This window comes from Streptomyces sp. NPDC002588, assembly GCF_040295925.1.
Classification (GTDB): Bacteria; Actinomycetota; Actinomycetes; order Streptomycetales; family Streptomycetaceae; genus Streptomyces.
The window spans coordinates 132,733-155,687 of record NZ_JBEOWF010000003.1 but is presented as its reverse complement, the minus strand read 5'-3'; the positions used below and the strand labels follow the sequence as shown (position 1 = coordinate 155,687).

Here is a 22,955-nt window from a genome sequence, read left to right as displayed (position 1 = left end):
CTATACAGTTTCTAGGAGCGACGGGAGCCGATGCCCGTACGCCCGTCCGCGGGAGGTCCCGTGCCCATCCAGTTCGATGTCGACCCGACGGTCGCGCAACTCGCCACGTCGACTGCCGAGTTCGTGCGCGAGGTGGTCATTCCGGCCGAGCGCGAGTGCGGCGGGTCCGTGCACGACGCCCCCGAGGCGGTGCGGGAGACCCTGCAGAAGGCCGCGCGGGACGCGGGTGTGTTCGCTCCGCACGTCCCTGCCCGGTGGGGCGGGCACGGGCTCGACCTGCGCGGCCAGGCGGTGGTGTTCGAAGCGGCGGGCTACTCGCTGCTCGGACCGCTCGCGCTGAACTGCGCCGCCCCCGACGAGGGCAACATGCACCTGCTGGAGAAGATCGCCACGCAGGAGCAGCAGCAGAAGTACCTGCGGCCGCTCGCCGCGGGCGGGACGCGGTCCTGCTTCGCCATGACCGAACCGGCTCCGGGAGCGGGTGCCGATCCCCGCTCCCTGCGGACCACCGCCACCCGGGTTCCCGGCGGCTGGCGCATCGACGGGCACAAGTGGTTCATCACCGGGGCCGACGGAGCCGGCTTCGCCATCGTCATGGCCCGCACCTCCGGCAGCCCCGGCGACCCGGGTGGCGCCACCATGTTCCTGGTCGACGCCGGCACCCCCGGCATGCGCCTCGTCCGGACGATCGAGACCCTCGACGAGTCGCTGTTCGCCGGCCACAGCGAGATCGTCTTCGAGGAGTGCGTGGTGGGGGAGGAGCAGGTGCTCGGCGCCGTGGACCGCGGTTTCGAAGGCGCCCAGGTCCGGCTCGGTCCCGCACGGCTGACCCACTGCATGCGCTGGCTCGGAGCGGCCCGCCGGGCCCAGGACGTCGCGCTGGAGCGGGCGGGCAGCCGGATGGCGTTCGGGTCGGCGCTGGGAGACCTCGGCATGGTCCAGCAGATGCTGGCCGACTCCGAGATCGACATCGAGGCGAGCCGCGCCCTGATCCTGCGGACCGCCTGGGAACTCGACACCGGCTCCGCCGCCGCCGCGCAGCTCACCTCGGTGTCCAAGACCTTCGTGGCGGAGGCGGTGAACCGGGTGGTCGACCGTGCGGTGCAGATCTGCGGCGCCCTCGGCATCTCGGCCGCCGACGCACCCCTGGCCCGTCTGTACCGGGAGGTGCGGCCGTTCCGGATCTACGACGGCCCGTCGGAGACCCACCGTTTCGCCATAGCGCGCCGCGCGGTGCGGCCCTACCGAACGCCGGACGGCCCCCCGGTCAGCGGGTAGTGGCAGGCGGTCCGGCGCCCGGGGGCCGTCGCGACCAGCGGGGGGCGTTCCAGGGCGCAGCGTTCGCGCGCGTACGGGCAGCGGGTGTGGAACGTGCAGCCCGTCGGCTTGTCCGCCGGGCTGGGCACCTCGCCGGTGAGGACCACGCGTTCCCTGACCGCTGCCGGCGCGGTCCCGTCGTCGAGGTCCGGGACCGCGGAGAGCAGCGCCTCCGTGTAGGGGTGGGCGGGGGAGCCGTACAGGTCCTCCGTGTCGGCGAGTTCGACGATCTCGCCCAGGTACATCACGGCGATCCGGTCCGAGACGTGGCGGACCACACCGAGGTCGTGGGCGATGAAGACGTAGGTGAGCGCGAACTCCTCCTGGAGGTCGGCGAACAGGTTCAGCACCTGCGCCTGGATCGACACGTCCAGCGCGGACACCGGCTCGTCGGCGACGATCAGCTTCGGCGCGGTGGCCAGGGCGCGGGCGATACCGATGCGCTGGCGCTGGCCGCCGGAGAACTCGTGCGGATAGCGGTCCAGGTGCGCCGACGCCAGGCCCACCACGTCGAACAGTTCGGCCACCCGGCGCCGGACCGCGGCGGAGTCCCCGTGACGGTGGATGAGCAGCGGCTCCGCCACGATGTCGCCGGCCCGGCGGCGGGGATTGAGGGAGGCCTGCGGGTCCTGGAAGACCAGCTGCATCCCAGGACGGACGGGGCGCAGCCTGCGCGAGGACAGGGTGCTGATGTCCCGGCCGTCGAACTCGACCCGCCCGCCGCTGAGTTCGGTGAGCCGGACCAGACAGCGGCCGAGCGTGGACTTGCCGCAGCCCGACTCGCCCACGACGCCCAGCGTTTCCCCGGCGCGGACCTCCAGCGAGACGCCGTCCACCGCGCGCAGCACCCTGCGGCGCCGGGAGAACCCGTCCGGGCGCAGGACGTAGTGCTTGGTGACGTCCGTGGCGCGCAGCAGGACCTCGCCGTGCGGGCCCGCCGCCTCGTCCACCTCCGTGAGTCCCTGCGTGGTCACGGTGCCACCTCCGCTTCCGTCTCCGAGTCCATGGCCGCCGTCCGCGCCGTCTCCCGCAGCGCCGCCCGGTCGTCCGGCGGCAGCCGGCAGGCGTCGCGGTGTCCGGCGTCACCGGACCCCGCGGAGAGGACCTGCGGTTCCTCGCACCGCTCGTGCCGCAGCCGGCAACGCGGCGCGAACGCGCACCCTCGTGGCAGATCCCCCGGTGAGACGGGCACACCCGCGATGGTCGGCAGCCGCCGCAGCCGGGCGCCGCCCACCCGGGGAACCGAGTCGAGCAGCCCCCAGGTGTACGGATGCCGCGGTGCGTGGAACACCGCCCGGCGCGGTCCCTCCTCGGCGACCCGGCCGCCGTACATGACCAGCACCCGGTCGGCGATCTCGGAGACCACGCCCATGTCGTGCGTGATCAGCACCATGGCCGAGCCGCGTGCGTTGAGATCCCGCATCAGGTCGAGGATCTGCGCCTGCACGGTCACATCGAGGGCGGTGGTCGGCTCGTCGGCGATCAGCAGCGACGGAGAGCAGGAGAGGGCCATCGCGATGACCGCGCGCTGGCGCATGCCGCCGGAGAACTCGTGCGGATAGGCCTTGGCCCGGGAGGCGGCGTCGGGGATGCCGACGTCCGACAGCAGCCGGACGGCCCGGGCGTGCGCCTCCTTGCGCGAGACCACCTCGTGCGCCCGGATCTGCTCGGCGATCTGCCAGCCCACCGTGTGGACGGGGGTCAGCGCGGTCATCGGATCCTGGAAGACCATGGCGATCTCCCGGCCCCGCACGGCGCGCATCTCCCTGTCGGGCAGGGTGAGCAGGTCGCGGCCGCGGAAGCGGACCTCGCCCGAGACGGTGACGTTCGGGCTGGTCAGCAGCCGCAGCACGGCCAGCATGGAGACACTCTTGCCGGAGCCCGACTCCCCGACGACGCCCAGGACTTCGCCCGGGGCCACCGAGAGGGAGAGGCCGTCGACGGCGGTGACGGATCCGCCGCGGGTACGGAACGACACCCGCAGCTCCCGTACGTCCAACAGAGGCTCAGGCATGGCGGGCCCTCGGGTCGAGTCGTGCGTACAGGATGTCCACCAGGGCGTTGGCGAGGACCACGAAGAACGCGGCGTACAGGACGGTCCCCATGATCACGGGAAGGTCCAGGTTCTGCAGCGCGTCGAAGGTCAGCTTGCCGATGCCGGGGAGGCCGAAGACCACCTCCGTGAGCAGTGCGGCCCCGCCGACCAGAGCCCCGAAGTCCAGGCCGAACAGCGAGACGATCGGGATGAGCGAGCAGCGCAGGGCGTGCCGGATCAGGATGCGCCGCTCCGACAGGCCCTTGGCACGTGCGGTCCGCACATAGTCCTCGCCCAGCGCGGTCACCACCTCGCCGCGCAGCAGCCGTGCGTAGATCCCGGCGTACAGCAGGGCCAGGGTGAGCCAGGGGAACAGCAGGTGCAGCGCCCAGTCGCCCGGGTTCCGGCTCAGGGCGACGTATCCGGGCGGCGGCACCCAGGAGAACAGCGAGTCGTGCAGCTGCTTCTGGGTGAGGAGGTTGACGACCTCGCCGAGCCAGTACGCGGGCAGGGAGACCCCGACCACGCCGACCAGCATGATCAGCGGATCGGCGGCGCGGCCGCGCAGGGTCGCCGCGGCCGTGCCCATGAGGATGCCGGCCGTCATCCAGATCAGCGCCGCGCCGACGACGAGCGACAGCGTCACCGGGGTCGCCTGCACGATCTGCGGGATCACCCGGGCGCCGCGGTTGACGAAGGACTCCAGGTCGCGGTCGACGAGCAGGTGACGCATCATCAGCAGATAGCGGACGGGGAGCGGGCGGTCGAGTCCGAAGGAGTGGCGTACCTGGGCCAGTGTGGCCGGATCGGCGTTGCGGCCGGCGATACGGGCCGCCGGGTCGACGCCCGGGGTGGCGAAGAAGATCAGGAAGACCAGCACGCTGATCGCGAACATGACCAGCAGGGCCGAGGCGAAGCGCTTCACGGCGAAGGAGAGCACGGACGTCACACCCCTCCGCGCAGCCGGGCGCCCGGGTCGAGCGCGTCCCGCACCCCGTCGCCGAGGACGTTGAGCGCGGCGGTGGTCAGGGCGATCAGCAGGCCCGGCGCGATCGTCACGGCCGGCCGGGTGTAGAGCAGTCCCAGACCGTCCTCGATGATCGTGCCCCAGCTGGCGTCGGGCGGTTGCACGCCGACCGAGAGGAAGGACAGGGCGGACTCGGTGAGCATGGCCAGCGCGGTCATCAGCGGAACGAAGACGAGGGCCGTGGGCAGGACGTTCGGCAGCACCTCCCGGCGCAGGACGCGCAGGGTGGGCGCGCCGGAGCCGACGGCGGCCTGGATGAACTCCTTCTCGCGCACCACCAGGACCTGGCCGCGCAGCGGACGGGCGATGTACGGCACGTAGATCGCCGCGATGATGGCGACCGGCAGCCAGAGACTTCCCGCGTCCACGGTGAGCGGTCCCAGGCGCAGACCGTCGGTGAGCAGGACGACCGACAGACAGATGGCCAGCAGGTAGACGGGGAAGGCCCAGATGACGTCCAGGATCCGGGAGACGACCGCGTCCACCACCCCGCCCGTGTACCCGGCGACGATACCGACGGCCGTTCCGACGACGCAGGTGAGCAGCGCCGCGGTGACCCCGATGAACAGGCTCGTACGGCCGCCGTACAGCAGGCGTGCCATGACGTCGCGGCCCTGGTTGTCGGCGCCGAGGAAGTAGTGGGCCGGATCCCAGGTGGGCCCGATGGGGGTGACCCCGAGGCCCAGACCGGTACTGCTGGGGGTGAGCACGGGCACGGTCTTCCCGTCGACGACCGTGGTGCCGGAGACATGGGACTGGAACGGGTCGGTGTGGGCGATGTGGTCCGCGTACAGCGGCGCGCACAGGGCCGCCAGCACCACGAGGAGGAGGACGACGGCCGCGGCCAGGGCCGGCCTGTTGCGCAGCAGGTCGGCGGCGGCCGTGCGCCAGGGGCCCGGCGAGCGCCGGGCCTCGGACGACGGGAGCAGTACGGGGCTCACTTGACCCACAACTGCCCCACGAGCATGTAGAACTGCTTGCTGAACTGGTAGTTGCCGACGCGGGTCGACGTGAAGTCGATGATTTTCGGGTTGATCAGCGGGACCAGCGGGGACTGCCCCATGATGTCCTGGTCGATCGTGCCCCACTGCTGGTCGGCGCTCTTCTGGTCGGTCTGCGCGGTCTTGAGCGCGGTCTGCATCCTCGCGTCGACGCCCTTGTCGCAGAACCCGGAGATGTTGATGCTGGAGTCACTGCCCGGGTGGTAACTCGCGCAGGACAGCAGCACGTTGAGGAAGTCCGAGGCCGCCGGATAGTCCTGGTACCAGGACGTGAGGGCCAACTGCACCTTGTTCTTGGTGTTCTGGATGTAGGTGAACTGGATGTTGCCCGACAGCGGCTTGAGCTTCGCCTTGTAGCCGAGCTGGGTGAGCAGGCTCTGCAGGTACTGTCCGATCGACTTGTTGACGTCGTCGTCCTGGGTGACGATGCCGACCTCCTGCCCCGCCGTGCCGGACTGCTTCACCAGCTCCTTGGCCTTGGCCACGTCCGCCGCCGACCAGGTCTTGCCGCCGCCCTTGGTGTAGTCGCACGAGTCGACGTGCCCGGGGAAGCCGGGCGGCAGGATCGTGCACGCCGGAGAGGCGAGGTTCGTGCCGCCGTACAGCCGCACCACCGCCGCCCGGTCCACGGCCCAGTTGATCGCCTGACGCGCCAGCTTGTTGTCGAACGGCGCCATGTTGACGTTGAGGGTCGCGTACCAGAAGGCGGTAAGCGGGTTCACATGCGCCTGGGAGGCGTACTTGGTGCCGATCTCGTCCAGCCGGTCGGAGGGCGGCGGGTCGTACATCCAGTCCGCCTGGCCGTTCTCGACGGCGGTGACCTCCGACTCGACGGTCTGGCCGAAGGCGTAGTCGATCACGTCCGGGTAGCCCTGGGGCTGAGCCTGACGCGACCACTCCTTGAAGTGCGGGTTGCGCACCAGCTTCAGCGCCCGGTTCGGATCGTAGGAGGCGGCCATGTACGGGCCGGTCGTCGGCAGCGGTTTCGTGCCCGCGTCCTTCGCCGGCGAGCCCTTCGGTACGACGCTGGCGTGCGGGACGGCCAGCTTGTACGGGAACTCGGGGTCCGGGGCGGTGAGGTTGACGGTGACCGTGTTCGCCTTCGCGTCGCCCGTCACCCCTCCGTCGAGCGTGCAGGAGGCGGGCTTCTTCAGGCAGGCGTCCGCACCGACGATGCCGTTGTAGAAGGTGCCCGCGGTGGGGCTGGAGACCTTGAAGATGCGCTGGAAGGACGCCACCACGTCGTCGGTGGTCAGCGCCTTGCCGTTGGAGAAGGTGATGCCCTTGCGGAGGGTGAAGGTGTACGTCTTGCCGCCGTTGGTCACCTTGGGCATCGCCGCGGCGAGGTCCGGGACCACGGTGAACGACTGCTGGCCGCCGGCCTTCTTGAACGCGAGCAGCCCGTCGTACATGGACTGGTACAACTGCCAGTACTGGAGCGTGTAGTTGACCTGCGGGTCGAGACTGCCCGCGGCGGCGTGGGCGACGAGCTTCAGCGTGCCGCCCTTGTGCTGCGGCTGGAAGGCGGACGAGCCGGCGCCGGACGAGGACGCGGTCGGGCCGGAGGAGGAACCGTCGTCGGACGAGGAGCAGGCGGCGGCGGTCAGAGCGAGGGCGACGGTGGCGGCGGCGAGCGCGCTTCGTCTCGTGCTGCGGGACATCACGATGAACTCCCGTCGGGGGATCAGTCGGTGGAGTCGAGGAAGGCGCCCACGACCCGGAGGTAGAGCGCCTCCTCCTCGACGTGCGGCATGTGGCTGGAGTGCTCGAACATGTGCCAGCGCACGTCGGGAATGTGGTCGGTGTAGGGGCGGACGGTCTCGGGAGTCGCCTCGTCGTACCGCCCGGACACCAGCAGGGTCGGCGCCTCGATCAGATGCAGCCGGTCGATGACCGACCAGTCCTTCAGCGTGCCGACGACATGGAACTCGTTCGGACCGTTCATCGTGTGGTACACGGTCGGATCGGCCGCGATGTTGTCCCAAGTGGCCTGTACTTCGGGCGGGTTGGGGTTCATGCGGCACACATGGCGCTGGTTGAAGACCTGTTCGGCCGCCCGGTAGTCGGGGTGGTCGGTGGTCCCGGCCGTCTCGTGCGCGACCAGCGTGTGCTGGACCTCCGGTGGGAGGCCGGCCCGCAGTTCGGACGCCGCCGCCAGCCACAGCCCCATGGACGCGGGGGAGTTGGCGATGACCAGACCCCGCAGACCCGGCGGGCGGCGTACGGCGTGCTCGGCGGCCAGCATGCCGCCCCACGACTGGCCGAGGAGGTGGTAGGCGTCGGCGATGCCCAACGCCTTGAGCAGGTTGTCGAGTTCGTCGAGGAAGAGCTGGACGGTCCAGAAGTCGGCGCCCTTGTCGGGCAGATGGGTGGACAGCCCGGTGCCGAGCTGGTCGTAGTGCACCACGGGACGACCCTGCCGGGAGATGCCCGCGATGCTGAGGGTGTAGTCGTGACCGGCGCCGGGGCCGCCGTGCAGAACGACCAGGGGTGTCCTGCCCGGTTCGCCCGTGATCCGGTACCAGGTGGACCAGCCGTTGAAGTCGACGGTTCCGGTGTGGTTCGGTTCGGGGATCGCCACGGGGAAGCCTCCCAGACCGGCCGGAATTCGGCCGACCGCTGTCTGAAACGAGATGGGGTGACGGATGGATGAGATAGTGATCGGGTAAAAGGTCAGGGCACAAGACCTTTTAGCGGGGCCGGGACAAGACGTAACGGCGTGTTCACGTGACGCCCGCGGGGTTAACAGAAGCGGCATTCGACGGGGAGGACAGCTGACATCCGTACCTGAGACATCCGAGCCCGGGGACGAGTTCTCGCGGGTGCTCGACCGCGTCCTGCTCGGCGGCGCGCCCTCCCCGGAACTGCGCCCGGTGCGCGTGGCGTCCGCGGTGGACGAGGTCTCCGACCGGCTGCTCACGGCGATCGCCGTCGGAGACTTCCTGCCGGGGCAACGGCTGCCTGCCGAGCGCGAGTTGACGATACTGCTGAAGGTCAGCCGCCCCACCGTGCGCGAGGCGATCGGCCGCCTCCAGGCCGTCGGCGTCGTCGAGATCCGCCGTGGCCGCAACGGAGGGGCCTACGTCCGCGACAGCTGGACCGAGTCGTCGGCGGCCGCCGTCCGCCACACACTGCTGCCCCGCTGGACGGAGTTCGAGCAGCTCTTCGACCTGAGGGGGCTGGTGGAGGGCATGGTGGCGGCGACGGCGGCCAGGCGCCGGCGCCCGCACGACCTCGAGGCCATGCGTGAGGCCCTGGCCGCCTACCTTTCGGCGCGTACGCCGCGCGACGAACAGACCGCGGACAGCGCCTTCCACCATGCCGTCTGCGCCGCCACGGGCAATCCGCAGATCGTCACGCTCAGCCGCGACCTGCTGGCGCGGATCAGCCTCGGCTTCCCGGTCGAACCCTGGGGCAAGGGCGAGCGGACCCACTTCCACCAGGGCAGTGCGGACCACAAGGCCCTGTACGAGGCCATCGCGGCCGGTGAGCCCGAGCGAGCGGAGGAGATCGCCCGGGACCACTTCACGATCAGCGCCCAGATGATCCGGGACGTGCTGGAACGCGTCCGGGCCGTGGAGCCGCCCTGACGGTGTCCGCCGGCCACCGCGGCCGGCGCGTCAGACGGGTGCGCCGTGGTCGAGGAGGAGAGGGCCGGGGAGGCGCGTGTCGGGGTTCATGCACCCGGGGCGGGCGGGACGGCGCTGGGCGCCGGCACCGCCGCGCCCCGGGGCACGGCACGGGGTCAGAAGCCCAGGCTCCAGCGGTCGAGGTAGCCGGGGTCCACGATGAAGATGCCCGGGGTGTTGTCGATGACGCGCAGTTTCCACGTGCCTGCGGCCGGCGCCGCGGAGGCGTCGACGGTGAACGTGGTGTGCAGATCGGAGCCGGTGTCCCAGACGAAGTCCTTGACCGGGATCACGGTGCCGTTCTCGGCGACGAGTTCGATGATCTGGCCTCCGATGAAGTCGTGGATCAGGTCGACGGTCACCTTCAGGTCGGAAGGCGCGTTCCCGGTGCGGCCGGTGACGCGCAGCGGTGACTCGATGGTCTCCCAGTTGGGGATGTCGTAGCGGTCCGGGTTGACGAAGAAGTCGCCGCCGGAGTCCAGGACCGTCCAGGAGTAGGGCAGATCGAGCTTCTCCGCGGCGCCGTTGGTGATGGTGACGGTGACCGCGTACGTGCCGGCGCGGGTGGGTGTGCCGGTGATACGGCCGTCCGCCGGGTCGAGCCTCAGGCCGTCGGGCAGTCCGGTGGCCGCGTAGGCGAGCGCACCGGGCCGGGTGGACGTGGCGGTGATCCGCCGGCTGACCGGCTGGCCCACGGCGGCGTCACGCGCCGGGGGCGCGTCGGCGGCGATGTGGTTGACGTAGCGGGGGCCGACGTTGACCGCCGCCCAGGCGCCCGCGACCGCCTCGTAGGCGTCGCTGGTGGTGCCGAACAGGTCGGCGGCCGCCTGCAGCGTGGCGGTGCGGGCGCCGGCATAGTCGGTGGTGCTCGTCATGTAGCGGGTCAGCGCCCGGTACCAGACGTTGGTGGCGTTCGCCAGGCCCAGAGCCGCCACGGGCTTGCCGTCGTAGGTGGGACTGTCGTAGGCCACGCCGTCGAGGGTCCGGCTGCCGCTGCCCTCGGCCAGCAGGTAGAAGAAGTGGTTGGCCACGCCGGAGCTGAAGTGCGGGTCCAGCTCCTTGGTCTGCGCGGTCCAGTAGTCCTGTGACGTCCCCTTCACGGAGGCGTCCTTGGACGGCTGGTCCATGTAGCGCAGGGGCTTGCCGGTGCCGCGGACGTCCGCGAGCTCACCGATCAGGAAGTCGGGCGTGTCCTGGGCGTTGCCGGCGAAGAACTCCACCGCGGTGCCCATGATGTCGCTGGTGGCCTCGTTCAGCCCGCCGGATTCACCGGTGTAGATCAGCCCGGCGGTGGCGGAGGTGACGCCGTGGGTCATCTCGTGTGCGGCGATGTCCAGTTCGGTCAGCGGGTGCGCGCCGTCCAGGCCGTCGCCGTACGTCATGCAGAAGCACAGGTCGTCCCAGAACGCGTTGGCGAACCCGCTGCCGTAGTGCACGTTGGAGACGGCGCCGACGCCGTCGTCGGCTATGCCGTTGCGGCCGAAACGGTCGTGGTAGAAGTCCCAGGTCCGCTGGGCGCCGTAGGCGGCGTCGACGGCCGCCGTCTGGGCCGTGGCCGCGGTGCCGTCGCCCCACACGTCGTCGGTGTCCGTCACCAGGGTGCGGACGCCGCCGGTGACGTCGTAGGTGCGGTGGTTGCCGCGCTGCGGGTCGGCGAGCTGGTAGACGTCGCCGCTGCGCACCGACGCGAGCGGGACCGTACCGCTGTACTGGCTGTGGCCCTCGCCGGCCTCGATGTCGTCGTAGGAGGTGATCCGGGCGCCGGTGACGGCGTCGGTGACGACGTGCAGGCGGCTCGGTGTGCCGTCCTCACGTACACCGGTGACAACGTTGTTCCAGGCGAGCCTGGGGGAGCCGTCCGCCGCCCAGACGATCTGCTGCGGCGCCGCAGCCCGCTCGGCTGTGAGGGACGGCTGCCCGGCGGCGGCCTTCAGCGCCGCCTTCTTCGCCGCGGACGGTGTGACGGCGGCCCTGGTCGTGGGAACCGAGAGCACCAGGGGCGTGTCGCGGGTGACGCTCCGCCCGCCCGGTCTCTCGTGGACGACCAGGTCGGCGCCGATGACGGGGAGTCCGGCGTAGGTACGGGCGTAGCGGGTGTGCACGGTGCCGTCGGCGTCCTTCGTGACGTCCTTGGCGACCAGCCCCTCCTTGCCGCCCAGGCGGAGACCGCGCGCCGTGTCGTCGGCCGACTCGGCGGCCTGGTCGAGCAGTTCGCCGCGCTGGGAGCTGGTCAGGGTGACGCCTCGGGCCCCCGGCCTGGGTTCCGCGTCGATGTGCCGGGGTGTCGAAGGCCGGGAGCCGGTCTCCAGCGCCGAGGCGGGCTGGACCACCGGAGCGGCCAGCAAGAGCGCCGTCACACCGGCCGCGAGTGCGGTCGCCAGATACCTGGTTCGTGATCCGGTGGGACGGGACGAGGACGAACGGCGTTCGCCCATGGGCGAGTCGGTCATGTGGGCAGCTCCTCTCGCCGGCTGTCGGCGGACAGCGGCGGGACATGGGGAAACCGCGGGCTGTCGACCCTGCGGTGGAACATGGCGGGTGCCGCTCGAGCGCGGACTGATCGTTCCAGGGCGCCCGGGGGTTGTCAGCACTGCGGAGATCGATGTCCGAAATCCGGTCAACCGGCCGTACCGGTAGGGAGATCGGGAAGGGCCGCGCCACGTGTGCCGTTACGTCCCGGCAATACGGCGCTCACCTGCGAAGTTGGCCATATCCGACCGGGTTCGGGCCGGCCGCCCTGCACCGGGTGCCGGGCGGAATCCCGGTTGCCGAGGAGACCCGCCGCCCGCGATCCTGAGGTCGTGAGGTGCTCCGTATGCGGCTGAGGCTGCGCCAGTTCAGGCCCAGGACCGGGCCGCACGAACACCGTGTCGTCCAGCCCGCGCAGCCCCTTCGCCACACCTCGCTGCGCGCCCCCGAGCCCATCGGCCTGCTGCTCGGCGACCACGACGGGCTGAACCGGCTCGCGGGCCTGTTCTCCTTCGCCGCCTGCTCCCGGCACACGATCGTCCACATACCGCTGCGCGACGGCGTCCCGCCCGACGAGGGCACCGGCGAACCGGTCGATCTCGTCCTGGCCCACCACACGCTCGGCCTGCGCCCCGGCAAGTGGCCCGAGCTGCGCCGCAGGCTGGGACCCGGCACCTCGCTGACCGTGCGCACCGACGAGGCACGCACCGCCCGGGACGCCGCCGCCTGGCGGGAACGCCTGCACCGGGCCGACTTCCGGGACGAGTTGCGGCACGCCACCCACGCCCGGACGTTCTTCCTGATCGGCAGCCGGGGTGTCTTCGCCGAGACCGCCATGCAATTCGCCGAGGCGGCGGGCTGGGGTCCGCGCATGAAGGGCGTCGTCGAAGGCCGCTCGGCGCTGATGACGGCGCTCCCGGCGCTGGTCCAGGAGCCCGGCGGCGGTCACCCCTACGAGGTGCTGGTCTGCTTCAAGCCGTATCCGCCCTATGGCCACTTCCGACGGCCCGGGAGGCGCGACAGCGGGAACGGGGCACCCCTGACGGGATAGCCGAAGAGGAGGGCGGGTAACCGGAAGTGGCTCGTACGAGTCTGGGAGCCGCAGTGATCAAAGTTCTCATCGTGCACGACACCTGCCTGTTGCGGCAGGCGCTGGCCATCCTGTTACGCCGGGAGCACGACCTGGAGGTGAACGCGGCCTCGTGGGCCGACGCGGTGTCCGGGCTGGTCTCCTGGCAGCCGCGGGTGTGCGTGGCGGACGTGGACTCCACGGAACCGGCGGCGCACTTGTCCCAGCTGGCGCCGCTGGCCGAGCGCGCGGCGGAGCGGGACTGCGGGCTGCTCCTCCTGACGTCGCCCAGCAGACCGGGTCTGCTGCACCGCGTCTCGAGGGCGCGGGCGCTGGGATACGTCAGCAAGGGCGAGCCGTCCGAGGCGCTCCTGGGAGCCGTCAGACGGGTCGCGCGGGGTGAGCGGTTCGTGGACAACTCGCTCGGATGGGACTTCCTGCAGGCGGCCCGGGTACCGCTGACGGAGCGGGAGCTGAGCGTGCTGTCGCTGGCCTCGCAGGGGGCTTCCGTCGCGGAGATAGCGGGGGACCTGCACCTGACGCACGGCACCGTGCGCAACTACCTGTCGACCATCACGCGCAAGACCGGGGCCCGCAACCGCGTCGACGCCATCCGCATCTCCCAGGAGGCGGGCTGGGTCTGAGCACGCCGGGGATCCTCCGCGTCCACGCGCCGGCGCACCGACGTCCGCACCGCGAGCGCGGCGCACACCGACTTGTCCGCTCCGGAAGCGCCCCCCACGCCCGGCGACGTGGGCCTCCGGACGACGGCTGCCGTCCGGAGGCCCGCGTCACCGGCACTCGGCCGCCGCACGGGCGGGAGCGCGTCGGGGCGGAGCGGTCACAGACACAGGGTGGTGGACGACGTGCTCGCGGAGCACAGCAGCAGGCTCGCGCTGCTGACCGTCGAAGCCTCGTTCTCCTGCGACTCCGGCGTCTCGGGAGTCTCGAGCGTCTGCAGGTCGAGCAATATCATGGTGTGTCCTTTCGGCTCGTGGCGTGTGCGAGTGGGTCTTCCGTTTCGGTCGCCCGCTGAGGGGACCGGCTCTGGGGCCGCCGGAGCGGCGGGAGGAAGGGGAACGCGGCAGGACGCTCGTCGAGAGCGGCGCCGACCGCCAGCAGACAGCCCGCCGTTCCCGTGGCGAGATCCATCGACAGGCGCATCACCTGGTCGCCGGCGAAGGCCAGCTGCCCGCGGTGGGGCACGGCGTGCCAGGACAGCCGGGCGACCTGTTCGGCCGCCTGACGGGGTGCGGCCTCGGGAGTGGTGGTGCGGGCCAGGTGCAGCACCATGCCGGCACGTCCGCCGAAGAGTCCGGACTGGGCGTAGAAGCGCGACGTGGCGGCGGGAAGGACGGCGGTGCGGGCCTGGGCGAATTCCGGGTCGTCGTGGCGGGCGAGGAAGTCGTCGAGCACCATGGCGATGCCCACGCTGCCCTGGCCGAGGTACGGCATGGACCGCCGGCCCTCGTCCACGGCCAGCGCGCCCGAGCGGTCCTTCGCGCAGCGGGCCAGGTCGGCGCGGAGGCGGCGGGCGGCCAGCTCCAGCAGGTCGGGCGCTCCGGTGCGCTCGTGCAGCCGCAGGAAGCACAGCGCGAGGCCGCTGGAGCCGTACAGCAGCCCGGCCCTGCCGGGTCCGCGGCCCGCCCCGTTTCCGGCGGGGAGACGCTCGGCACGGTCCGCGAGCAGCTGGACCGCCTCGAGGGCGTGGTCGTGCAGGGCCGCCTCCCCCGTGGCACGGGACAGGTCGTCCAGCGCGAGCGCGACCCCGGCCAGCCCTCCGTACAGATCGGGCCCGAGGTGCTGCCACCTCTCGCCGAGCACCCTCCCGGTCAGTTCCAGCGCGGGTCCGGTGTGACCGAGGCGCGCCAGGACCCAGGCGGTGCCGAGCAGGCCGTCGAACAGTCCGAGGGGAGTCCCGGGTGCGGGCGCCCCGGTGTGGCGCAGCAGCCATTCCTCGCCTGCCTCGTGGCGCGGACAGCCGGTCTCGTCGAGGGCGTACAGGACGCCCGCCGCCCCGTACGCGAGGCTGGTGCCGCCACCGTCCCTGAACTGCTCGATGTCCCCGGGAAACAGGCGGTCGTCGCGTTCGGGCGTGGCGCTCGCGACGATCGCCCCGTACATCGAGTCCCGGCTGCGGGGCCAGTCGCCCGGATCGGCCGGCCGGCAGCGGCCGGCCTCTCGACGGCCGCCCGGGGGTGTACCGCCCCGGCGCGACCGCGGCGTCCCCGTGATCTCGCGTACGGCGTCGGTCAGGAAGGCGCGCGGCACGGGGAACTCCCCGGCGGCCGCGTCGGCGAGGTGGGCGGCCTTGCCGCGGTCGATGCCGAACAGCGTCGTCAGGGGGAGGAAGAGCGCTATGCGCAGGCACGCCAGCGCATAGCGGTCGATGGCGAAGCCGTGCCGGTCGGCCGGCGCGAGGAAACCGGGATGGGCGACGACCTGCGGGCGGTCCTCGGCGACGTGCGCGGCGGCCTCGAAGTCGATCAGCCGCACGGATTCCCCGTCGGGGCCGAGGAGGATGTTGAACAGGTGCAGGTCGTTGAAGACGACCCCGCGCTCGTGCACGACGGCGACGGCTTCCTCGACGGACCGGTGCACGCGCAGTGCCCAGGCGGTGTAGTCGGCGAGTACGCCGGGATCGGGGTCGGCGACGAGCAATGGATGGCGTCGGCCGAAATACGTGTTGAGGGTGTTCCCCTCCAAGTACTCCATCACCAGGAACCGGTGGTCCCCGAGCACGAACCAGTCCCGGACCTCAGGGGCCACGCCCGATCCGGAAAGGCGCCGCAGGACCGCGTGTTCGCGCTCCAGCCGGGTGACGGCGTCCGCGCCGTCCGCCGCCAGCCCGGCGTGCGGCCGAGCCTCCTTGAGCACGACCTTCTCACCGGTCCGCAGGTCGCGGCCGGCGTAGACGCCGCCCCCGTTGGAGAAGTGCAGGGCCTGCTCGATCCGGTAGGGCAGGTCGCCGGTGGTCGTGGCGTTGCGGGCGGCCAACTCCGGTTCGAGGAAGTCGGGCAGGTCCACCCACTCCGGCACGTGGAACGTCGGGTCCCTGCGGTCGGGCACCAGCCGGCCGCCGCCGTCCTCGACGGCCGGCACGAGCGACCCGTCGGCGCCCGGGCAGAACCGCTGGGCGAAGCCCCCGTACCTCACGTACAGGGGTCCTCGTCGCCAGCGCAGGTCCGTGAGGACGTACGGTCCGGGCTCACCGTCCAGTTGTTCCCCCAACTCCTCCAGGACGCTGCGGAGTTGCTTCTCGTCGCGGGGGTAGAGCGTGGCGAACTTCCCGCTGGTGCCCCGCCCGGCGTACTTCGAGTTCCTCAGGAAGAGGGGGTTCGGCCCGGGCACGAACTTGAACGGAATCAGGTGGGAGACGCAGTAGTCCCAGACGACGCCGGCCGTCTTCTCCGCGTTGTCCAGGCAGGCCGACACATGGATCTTCCAGCCCTGTGCGGGGGTGCCCCCGCCGTCCGGCGACAGGTGCAGCCAGTCACCGGACAGATGCCGGCGCCAGCCGTCCGGCGCGGGGCGCCCGGCCGGCTCGTAGTGCTGTGGCGCGGCGTCGCCGGCACCGAAGAGGCGGTCCGGTGTCTCGTAGAAGTGGGCGTCGGCGAGACAGAAGACCTCGTATCGCTTCTCCATGGGCACCTTCCGCTGGGTCCTCACCAGACTCCGGCGGGCGTGCGGCGGCGTACAGTCACGCCTGTCATCGGTCACCCATGACAAACGCAGCACCGGGGAGGAAGGGGGACGCGCTACGTCCCGGGGCGGAACCCCGCCCCCGCGTGCCTCACCCGACCCGGATGCCCACGATGCACGTGTCGTCGTCGGTGTCCGACTTGCTGTAGGTCAGCAGGCGGTCCAGGTGCTGGTCGAGTCTGCTGGGCGCCGAACGGGCGGTCGTCAGCAGATGGCTCAGGGACTCCTCCACGGACCGGTCACGGCGCTCGATCAGGCCGTCCGTGTACATCAACAGCGTGTCCCCGGCCGCCAATTGGACCTCGGTCTCCTCGTACGAGGCCTCCGGCACGGCGCCGAGCAGCATCCCCCGCACCAGAGGCAGGGGAGCCGCCTCGGTGTCCCGGACGAGCACCGGCGGCAGATGGCCCGCCCTGGCCCAGCGCAGCGTCCGCCGCTCCGGGTGGTACAGACCGCACACCGCCGTCGCGGTGACGGCACCCGTCAGATGGTGCGCCACGATGTTGAGCCACGACAGCAGCTGGCCCGGCCCGGCTCCGGTCACCGCGAGGCCGCGCAGCGCGTTGCGCAGGACGACCATGCTGGTGGCGGCCTCGATGCCGTGGCCCGCGACGTCTCCCACGCACAGCAGCACCAGCCCGGACGGCAGGACGACGGTGTCGTACCAGTCGCCGCCGACCAACTGCTCCGTCTCCGCCGGCCGGTAACGGACGGCCACCTGGAGGTCGGGCACCTGCAACGGTGCCTGTGTGGGGGGCATGATGGCGTGCTGCAACTGCAGGGTCAGCCGGTTGCGTTCGGTGGCCTGCTGCTCCGTGTGCGCCAACTGGTCGCGGGTGGCGGCGAGCGCCACCTCGGTCCAGTGCTGGGCCGAGATGTCCTGGCAGGCGCCGCGGACCAGGAGCAGCCGGCCGCCCGGGTCGAGCACCGGTTCGGCGACGATTCTGATGTGGCGGGTCACCCCGTCCGGCCGCTGCAGCCGGAAGGCCGACGCCGCCGGCCGCCGGTGGTGCAACAGGGTGCGCAGGAAGCGGCGGATCGGGACGCTGTCGTCCGGGTGCGCATGGGCCGGCAGTTCCTCCAGCGGCACCGGGGTGCTCGACCGCGGGCGCCCGTAGAGGTCGAACAGCTGACCGTTCCAGGTGATCTCACCGGTGAGCACGTTCTCCTCGAAGCCGCCGATGCGGCCGAGCCGCTGGGCGTGCTGGAGCAGGCTCGCCAGCCGCGCCGTCTCGTCCTCGATCCGCCAGATGAGGAGTACGGCGCTGCCGTGCCGGCTGATGCTGATGTCCGCGACCGCGGACAGGGCGACCTGGTCGACGAGGGCGGTGAGGTTCATCCGGCGGGTCCTGAAGGGCTCTCCGGTGGCGTACACGCGCTCGATGCGCTGGAAGAGTTCGCTGTCGCCGGCGGCCATCGGATAGGCCTCCAGGAGCAGCGCGCCGTTGACGACCGCCCGCGGCCGGCCGGCCGGGTCCAGGAAACGGCCGTTCACGTGCTGGATGTGGAAGTCCACCAAGTGCCCGGCGCCGTCCAGGTACGGCACCAGGACCAGAGCGGGATCGTGCAGCCCGTCGGCCAGATCCATCAGCTCGCCGGCGTCCGGCAGGAGGCGCGGCTCCCGGATCCCGTCCTGCGGCGACGTGTGCGTCTCCAACGTGTGCGCGCACAGCTCCGCCAGGGCCTCCATCTGACGGACGATCTGCGGGGGCTGCGGCGCCAGGGGAGCAGGCCAGGCGATCTCCAGCACACCGTGGATGCGCCCGCCGGTGCCGGCGGGCAGGGCGACCCTGCCGCCGTCCGGATGGTGATGCAGGCCGATGCTGGGCACCGCGGTCCGCCCGAGGGCGGTGATCCACTGCCCCTCGCGCTCGGTGAGACCGCGCCGTGCCACGGTCACCACGTCCGGCGGGACGTAGCGCCAGCGCGCGGCCTCGGCCGGGGAGAACCCGGCGCTCCCCGCCAGGGACAGCGAACCGTCGGCGCCCGCGGCCCAGATGGCCACGGCCACCGCGCCGAGGGGGCGCAGCGCCTGCTCCAGCAGGGCGTCGGCCACGGCCTGGGTGTCGTTCGCGGCCAGCACGCCGCTCTCGGCCGCGCGCAGGCGTACGGCCGCCGACTCGGCCTGCGCGTCGTCGGCGGTCCGGGTCGCGGCGAGGAACGCGTCCGTCACCTCGGACATCCGGTCCTTGGCGGCCTGGTTGATGACGTCGACCGCGAGTTCCAGCAGGGTGACCTGGGCCTGACCGGCCAACTCGGCGAGCTGTCGGGCGGCCTGGGACGGCCCGCACTGCAGCCGCTCGACCAGGATGCCCTTGGCGAGTTCGATCAGGGCACGGCCCTCGGCCTCCGCCTGGGCGGCCCGCACCTCGCGGCTGAGGCGCTCCACGACGGCCGCCAGCCTGCCGACCGGAGAGGCGGGCGAGTCGCCCACGAGATCCGGGGGCGGCCCCTCGGAAGGCACCGGCAGCCCGTCGGGAGTCGCCGACCGGAAGACGAACGGCGCCGGGGCGGCGGCGGATTCGAGCCGCGGCTCACCGCCCTGACCCGGTTCGCCCGGATGCTCGGACATGCTCACGGTGTGGATGCTCCTCGGCTGGAGCGCCCTGAGGCGCGGAACGGCGGGCGCTGCGGGGCGCCCGGCCCGCGGGTGTGCGGGACGGGCGCCGGTGTGCTCATGCCGGCAGCCAGCGCCGGACGCAGGCGATGAGATCGTGCGTGTCGACAGGCTTCGTGACGTAGTCGCTGGCGCCCGACGCGAGGCTCTTCTCCCGGTCGCCGGGCATCGCCTTCGCCGTGACGGCGATGATGGGCAGTTCGGCGTACTGCGGCATCCTGCGGATCTCGGCCGTGGCCGTGTAGCCGTCCATCTCCGGCATCATCACGTCCATCAGCACGAGCGCGACGTCGGAGCTGTTCACCAGCGTCTCGATGCCCTTGCGCCCGTTCTCGGCGTGCAGCACCCGGAAGCCGTGGAGCTCCAGGATCCCGCTGAGCGCGAAGAGGTTCCGCGCGTCGTCGTCGACGACCAGCACGGTACGGCCTGCCGGCGCGTCGTGGACGGGGGACGGCGCCGGTTGCTGCGGCTCGTCGGGCCGGACCAGGGACAACACATCCCCCGGTTCCTCCGCGGACAGGTGCAGGGCGATGCGTTCGCGCAGTTCGTCGAGGCTGGAAAGGACCTCCAGCGCCCCTCCCGCGGAGCGCGATCGCAGCGCCTCCTCCAGCATCACGTCCGTGCGGCGCGCGCTGTGCACCAGCACGGGAACACTCGCCAGCGCCGAATCCCCCTCCAGGGCCTGCAGGAACCGGGAGGTCTCGCCGTCCCGCATGCCGTGCTCCAGGACCACGCAGTGGCACGGATCGGCGGCGAGGGCGCCTGCCGCCTCCTGCGCGCCGACGGCGGTGATGACGTCGACCGCGGGCCGCCGCCCACCGTCGTCGTGACCGTGCGTCAGGTCGGCGACCACGCTCTCCGCGACGAGGGTCAGCAGACCGCGCGGCCGCTCCTCCACGACGAGCAGGCGCCGGGGCCGCGGTCCGGGCCCCGACCGGGGCAGCGGCAGCGGCACGGGGCGGGACGGCCCCTCGGGAAGGGGCTCGGCCGCGGTCCGCTCCGGAGCCCTGCCATGGCGGATCAGTTCCTCGAAGTCGGGACGGGCCACGGGCAGGAAGAGCGTGAACGTACTGCCCTGGCCCGGCGTGCTGTCCACGGTCACGGCGCCCCCGAGCAGTTGCGCGATCTCCCGCGTGATGGACAGACCGAGACCGGTTCCGCCGTACTTCCGGCTCGTCGTGCCGTCCGCCTGCTGGAAGGCACCGAAGATCGTCTCCAGGTGCTGTTCCGGGATGCCGATTCCGGTGTCCTTCACCCGGAAGGCCGCCACGGCGCCGCCCCGGATCACCCCCTCGGGCACCTCGTCGTCCACCGCGGGCTCGATGCTCAGCTCCACGCTGCCCTGCTCGGTGAACTTTACGGCGTTCGACAGGAGGTTGCGCAGCACCTGGCGCAGCCGGGAGTCGTCCGTGAGCAGGTCCGCGGGCGCGCCGGGAGCGGTCGTCACCGCGAAGTCCAGGCCGTTCTGCGTGGTCATGGGCCGGAACGTGGCCTCTACGTACTCGATGAGCTGACGCAGTGCCACCCGCTCGGGTGCGACGTCCATCTTCCCGGCCTCGACCTTCGACAGGTCGAGGATGTCGTTGATGAGCTGGAGCAGGTCCGAACCGGCGGAGTGGATGATCTGCGCGTACTCGACCTGCTTGGGCGTGAGGTTGCGGGACGGGTTCTGCGCCAGCAGCTGAGCCAGGATGAGCAGGCTGTTGAGCGGGGTGCGCAGCTCGTGGCTCATGTTCGCCAGGAACTCCGACTTGTACTTCGACGCCAGCGACAACTGCTGGGCGCGCGTCTCCAGTTCCTGCCGAGCCTGCTCGATCTGGAGGTTCTTCGCCTCGATGTCCCGGTTCTGCGCCACCAACAGCGAGGCCTTCTCCTCCAGTTGCGCGTTGGAGCGCTGAAGCTCCTCCTGCTGAACCTGCAACTCGGCCGACCGGGACTGGAGTTCACCCGTCAGACGCTGCGACTCGACCAGCAGTTCATCGGTTCGGGCGTTCGCCACGATCGTGTTGACGTTGACACCGATGGTCTCCATCAGCTGTGCCAGGAAGTCCTGATGGGTCTGGGTGAAGAGGGTGACCGACGCCAGCTCGATGACGCCGAGGACCTGCCCCTCGACCACGATCGGCAGCAGCACGAGCGCCGTCGGCGCCATGTGGCCGAGCCCCGAGGAGATGGTCACGTAGCCGGACGGCAGCTCGTCCACCAGAATGGTGCGCCGGCTGCGCGCCGCCTGGCCGACCAGGGTGCGGCCGAACGCGATGCGCGTGGGCCGGTCGCTGTCCTCGGGATAGCCGTAGGAGCCGACGAGCCTCAGTTCGGGCCCGGCGTCGCCGTCCTCGGCCAGGTAGAAGGCACCGTACTGCGCCGACACCAGGGGGACCAGCTCGTCCATGATCAGCTCGGCGACCACGGGCAGGTCGCGGTGGCCCTGCATCAGGCTGGAGATCCGGGCGAGGTTCGTCTTGAGCCAGTCCTGCTCCTGGTTGGCGCGGGTGGTCTCCCGCAGGGACTCCACCATGGAGTTGATGTTGTCCTTGAGCTCGGCGACCTCCCCGGACGCCTCCACGGTGATCGAACGCGTCAGGTCGCCCTCGGCGACGGCACTCGCCACCTCGGCGATCGCGCGGACCTGCCGGGTCAGGTTGCCCGCCAGCTCGTTCACGTTCTCCGTCAGGCGCTTCCAGGTGCCCGACACGCCCTCCACCTCGGCCTGCCCGCCGAGGCGTCCCTCGGTGCCGACCTCGCGGGCGACGCGGGTGACCTCGTCGGCGAAGGCGGAGAGCTGGTCGACCATCGTGTTGATCGTCGTCTTGAGCTCGAGGATCTCGCCGCGCGCGTCCACGTCGATCTTCTTCGACAGGTCGCCCTTGGCCACGGCGGTCGTCACCAGCGCGATGTTGCGGACCTGCCCCGTGAGGTTGTTGGCCATGGAGTTGACGTTGTCGGTGAGGTCCTTCCAGGTGCCCGCGACGTTCGGCACATGCGCCTGTCCGCCGAGGCGTCCCTCCGTGCCGACCTCGCGGGCGACGCGGGTGACCTCGTCGGCGAAGGCGGACAGCGTGTCGACCATCGTGTTGATGACCTCGGCCAGCGCCGCCACCTCGCCCTTGGCCTCGACCGTGATGCGCTGCGACAGGTCGCCGCGCGCCACGGCCGTGGCGACCTGGGCGATCGAGCGGACCTGGCCGGTCAGGTTGGACGCCATCACGTTGACGTTGTCCGTGAGGTCCTTCCAGGTGCCCGACACACCGCGCACCTGGGCCTGTCCGCCGAGGCGTCCCTCGGTGCCGACCTCGCGGGCGACGCGGGTGACCTCGTCGGCGAAGGCGGAGAGCTGGTCGACCATCGTGTTGATGGTGTTCTTCAACTCGAGGATCTCGCCGCGCGCGTCGACGGTGATCTTCTGGGAGAGATCGCCCTTGGCCACGGCGGTCGCCACCAGCGCGATGTTGCGGACCTGGCCGGTGAGGTTGCCCGCCATGAAGTTCACCGAGTCGGTGAGGTCGCGCCAGGTGCCCTTGACGCCCTTGACGTCCGCCTGTCCGCCGAGGCGTCCCTCGGTGCCGACCTCGCGGGCGACCCGGGTGACCTCGTCGGCGAAGGCGGAGAGCTGGTCGACCATCGTGTTGATGGTGCTCTTCAGTTCCAGGATCTCGCCCCGGGCGGGCACGTCGATCTTCTGGGAGAGATCGCCCTTGGCCACCGCCGTGGCCACCTGCGCGATGTCACGGACCTGGGTGGTCAGGTTGCCCGCCATGGCGTTGACCGAGTCCGTCAGATCGGCCCAGGTGCCCGACACCCCCGGCACCTCCGCCTGTCCGCCGAGCGTCCCCTCGGTGCCCACCTCACGGGCCACCCGGGTGACTTCCGACGTGAACACGGACAACTGGTCCACCATGCCGTTGAAGACCTTGGCGATGTCGCCCATGAGGCCGTCGGCGTCGTCCGGCAGGCGGGTGCCGAAGTCCCCGTCCCGTACGGCCGTCAGGCCTGCGAGAAGGCGCCGCAACTCCTGGTCGGCCGGCACAGCCTCAACGACCCCGGCGCTGTTGCTGGTCATGCGCACCCTCGTTCCGCTCCCCAGGAGTC

15 protein-coding genes are annotated in these 22,955 nt (G+C 71.5%); 4 read left to right on the top strand and 11 right to left on the bottom strand.

What is annotated here, in order from left to right; translation table 11 throughout:
- Nucleotides 1–60 precede the first annotated feature (60 nt).
- Nucleotides 61–1,278, top strand: coding sequence for an acyl-CoA dehydrogenase family protein (locus tag ABT057_RS05270; RefSeq protein WP_352341096.1), 1,218 nt, complete (start codon nucleotides 61–63; stop codon nucleotides 1,276–1,278).
- Here the strand turns inward: ABT057_RS05270 and ABT057_RS05265 are convergent.
- Genes ABT057_RS05265 through ABT057_RS05240 form a run of 6 tightly spaced genes read right to left on the bottom strand, consistent with a single transcriptional unit; the run spans nucleotide 1,242 to nucleotide 7,961 of the window.
- Nucleotides 1,242–2,291 (bottom strand): ABC transporter ATP-binding protein, encoded by a 1,050-nt coding sequence (locus ABT057_RS05265; protein ID WP_352341095.1) that lies wholly within the window; start codon nucleotides 2,289–2,291, stop codon nucleotides 1,242–1,244. The genes ABT057_RS05270 and ABT057_RS05265 overlap by 37 nt on opposite strands.
- Nucleotides 2,288–3,331 carry an ABC transporter ATP-binding protein gene (locus ABT057_RS05260; protein ID WP_352341094.1) on the bottom strand — a complete coding sequence of 348 codons (1,044 nt, stop codon included), beginning with the start codon at nucleotides 3,329–3,331 and terminating at the stop codon, nucleotides 2,288–2,290. The genes ABT057_RS05265 and ABT057_RS05260 overlap by 4 nt, the downstream gene beginning before the upstream one ends.
- Nucleotides 3,324–4,301, bottom strand: a complete 978-nt coding sequence (locus ABT057_RS05255; protein ID WP_502973785.1) for an ABC transporter permease — start codon at nucleotides 4,299–4,301, stop codon at nucleotides 3,324–3,326. Before ABT057_RS05255 ends, ABT057_RS05260 begins: the two co-directional genes overlap by 8 nt.
- Nucleotides 4,298–5,320: an ABC transporter permease gene (locus ABT057_RS05250; protein WP_352341093.1), complete on the bottom strand. Its 1,023-nt coding sequence runs from the start codon at nucleotides 5,318–5,320 to the stop codon at nucleotides 4,298–4,300. The genes ABT057_RS05255 and ABT057_RS05250 overlap by 4 nt, the downstream gene beginning before the upstream one ends.
- Nucleotides 5,317–7,041, bottom strand: a complete 1,725-nt coding sequence (locus ABT057_RS05245) for an ABC transporter substrate-binding protein (protein ID WP_352341092.1) — start codon at nucleotides 7,039–7,041, stop codon at nucleotides 5,317–5,319. Before ABT057_RS05245 ends, ABT057_RS05250 begins: the two co-directional genes overlap by 4 nt.
- A gap of 23 nt (nucleotides 7,042–7,064) precedes the next feature.
- A complete protein-coding gene (locus ABT057_RS05240; RefSeq protein WP_352341091.1) occupies nucleotides 7,065–7,961 on the bottom strand; it encodes a proline iminopeptidase-family hydrolase in 897 nt (298 codons plus the stop codon).
- Between the two features lie 241 nt (nucleotides 7,962–8,202).
- On the opposite strand from ABT057_RS05240, the gene ABT057_RS05235 reads away from it, so the two are divergent.
- Complete coding sequence (locus ABT057_RS05235; protein WP_352341090.1) at nucleotides 8,203–8,970, top strand: FadR/GntR family transcriptional regulator; 768 nt, start codon at nucleotides 8,203–8,205, stop codon at nucleotides 8,968–8,970.
- Nucleotides 8,971–9,125: 155 nt separating this feature from the next.
- Here ABT057_RS05235 and ABT057_RS05230 read toward each other — a convergent pair whose 3' ends face one another.
- Complete coding sequence (locus ABT057_RS05230) at nucleotides 9,126–11,459, bottom strand: M4 family metallopeptidase (RefSeq protein ID WP_352341089.1); 2,334 nt, start codon at nucleotides 11,457–11,459, stop codon at nucleotides 9,126–9,128.
- 365 nt (nucleotides 11,460–11,824) lie between these two features.
- Here ABT057_RS05230 and ABT057_RS05225 point away from each other — a divergent pair, with 365 nt between their 5' ends.
- Both ABT057_RS05225 and ABT057_RS05220 read left to right on the top strand, forming a co-directional pair.
- Nucleotides 11,825–12,529 (top strand): hypothetical protein, encoded by a 705-nt coding sequence (locus ABT057_RS05225; protein ID WP_352341088.1) that lies wholly within the window; start codon nucleotides 11,825–11,827, stop codon nucleotides 12,527–12,529.
- Between the two features lie 53 nt (nucleotides 12,530–12,582).
- The gene (locus ABT057_RS05220; RefSeq protein ID WP_352341087.1) at nucleotides 12,583–13,191 is read left to right on the top strand and encodes a response regulator transcription factor; all 609 of its coding nucleotides are present in this window, start codon (nucleotides 12,583–12,585) and stop codon (nucleotides 13,189–13,191) included.
- A 197-nt stretch (nucleotides 13,192–13,388) separates the two neighbouring features.
- Here ABT057_RS05220 and ABT057_RS05215 read toward each other — a convergent pair whose 3' ends face one another.
- The 4 genes from ABT057_RS05215 to ABT057_RS05200 form a co-directional block, all read right to left on the bottom strand.
- A complete protein-coding gene (locus ABT057_RS05215) occupies nucleotides 13,389–13,523 on the bottom strand; it encodes a SapB/AmfS family lanthipeptide (protein ID WP_352341086.1) in 135 nt (44 codons plus the stop codon).
- The gene (gene lanKC, locus ABT057_RS05210; protein ID WP_352341085.1) at nucleotides 13,520–16,192 is read right to left on the bottom strand and encodes a class III lanthionine synthetase LanKC; all 2,673 of its coding nucleotides are present in this window, start codon (nucleotides 16,190–16,192) and stop codon (nucleotides 13,520–13,522) included. The genes ABT057_RS05215 and lanKC overlap by 4 nt, the downstream gene beginning before the upstream one ends.
- Before the next feature lie 148 nt (nucleotides 16,193–16,340).
- Nucleotides 16,341–18,827 (bottom strand): SpoIIE family protein phosphatase, encoded by a 2,487-nt coding sequence (locus ABT057_RS05205; RefSeq protein ID WP_352341084.1) that lies wholly within the window; start codon nucleotides 18,825–18,827, stop codon nucleotides 16,341–16,343.
- Nucleotides 18,828–18,924: 97 nt separating this feature from the next.
- Entirely contained in the window at nucleotides 18,925–22,926 is a 4,002-nt protein-coding gene (locus ABT057_RS05200; RefSeq protein ID WP_352341083.1) for a hybrid sensor histidine kinase/response regulator, read from the bottom strand.
- Between the last annotated feature and the right edge of the window lie 29 nt (nucleotides 22,927–22,955).

What these genes read in the sequence shown, in the direction of transcription:
- ABT057_RS05260 (WP_352341094.1), bottom strand. Translation starts at nt 3,331, where the DNA reads ATGCCTGAGCCTCTGTTGGACGTACGGGAGCTGCGGGTGTCGTTCCGT.
- ABT057_RS05245 (WP_352341092.1), bottom strand. Translation starts at nt 7,041, where the DNA reads ATGTCCCGCAGCACGAGACGAAGCGCGCTCGCCGCCGCCACCGTCGCC.
- ABT057_RS05230 (WP_352341089.1), bottom strand. Translation starts at nt 11,459, where the DNA reads ATGACCGACTCGCCCATGGGCGAACGCCGTTCGTCCTCGTCCCGTCCC.
- ABT057_RS05225 (WP_352341088.1), top strand. Translation starts at nt 11,825, where the DNA reads ATGCGGCTGAGGCTGCGCCAGTTCAGGCCCAGGACCGGGCCGCACGAA.
- ABT057_RS05215 (WP_352341086.1), bottom strand. Translation starts at nt 13,523, where the DNA reads ATGATATTGCTCGACCTGCAGACGCTCGAGACTCCCGAGACGCCGGAG.
- lanKC (WP_352341085.1), bottom strand. Translation starts at nt 16,192, where the DNA reads ATGGAGAAGCGATACGAGGTCTTCTGTCTCGCCGACGCCCACTTCTAC.
- ABT057_RS05200 (WP_352341083.1), bottom strand. Translation starts at nt 22,926, where the DNA reads ATGACCAGCAACAGCGCCGGGGTCGTTGAGGCTGTGCCGGCCGACCAG.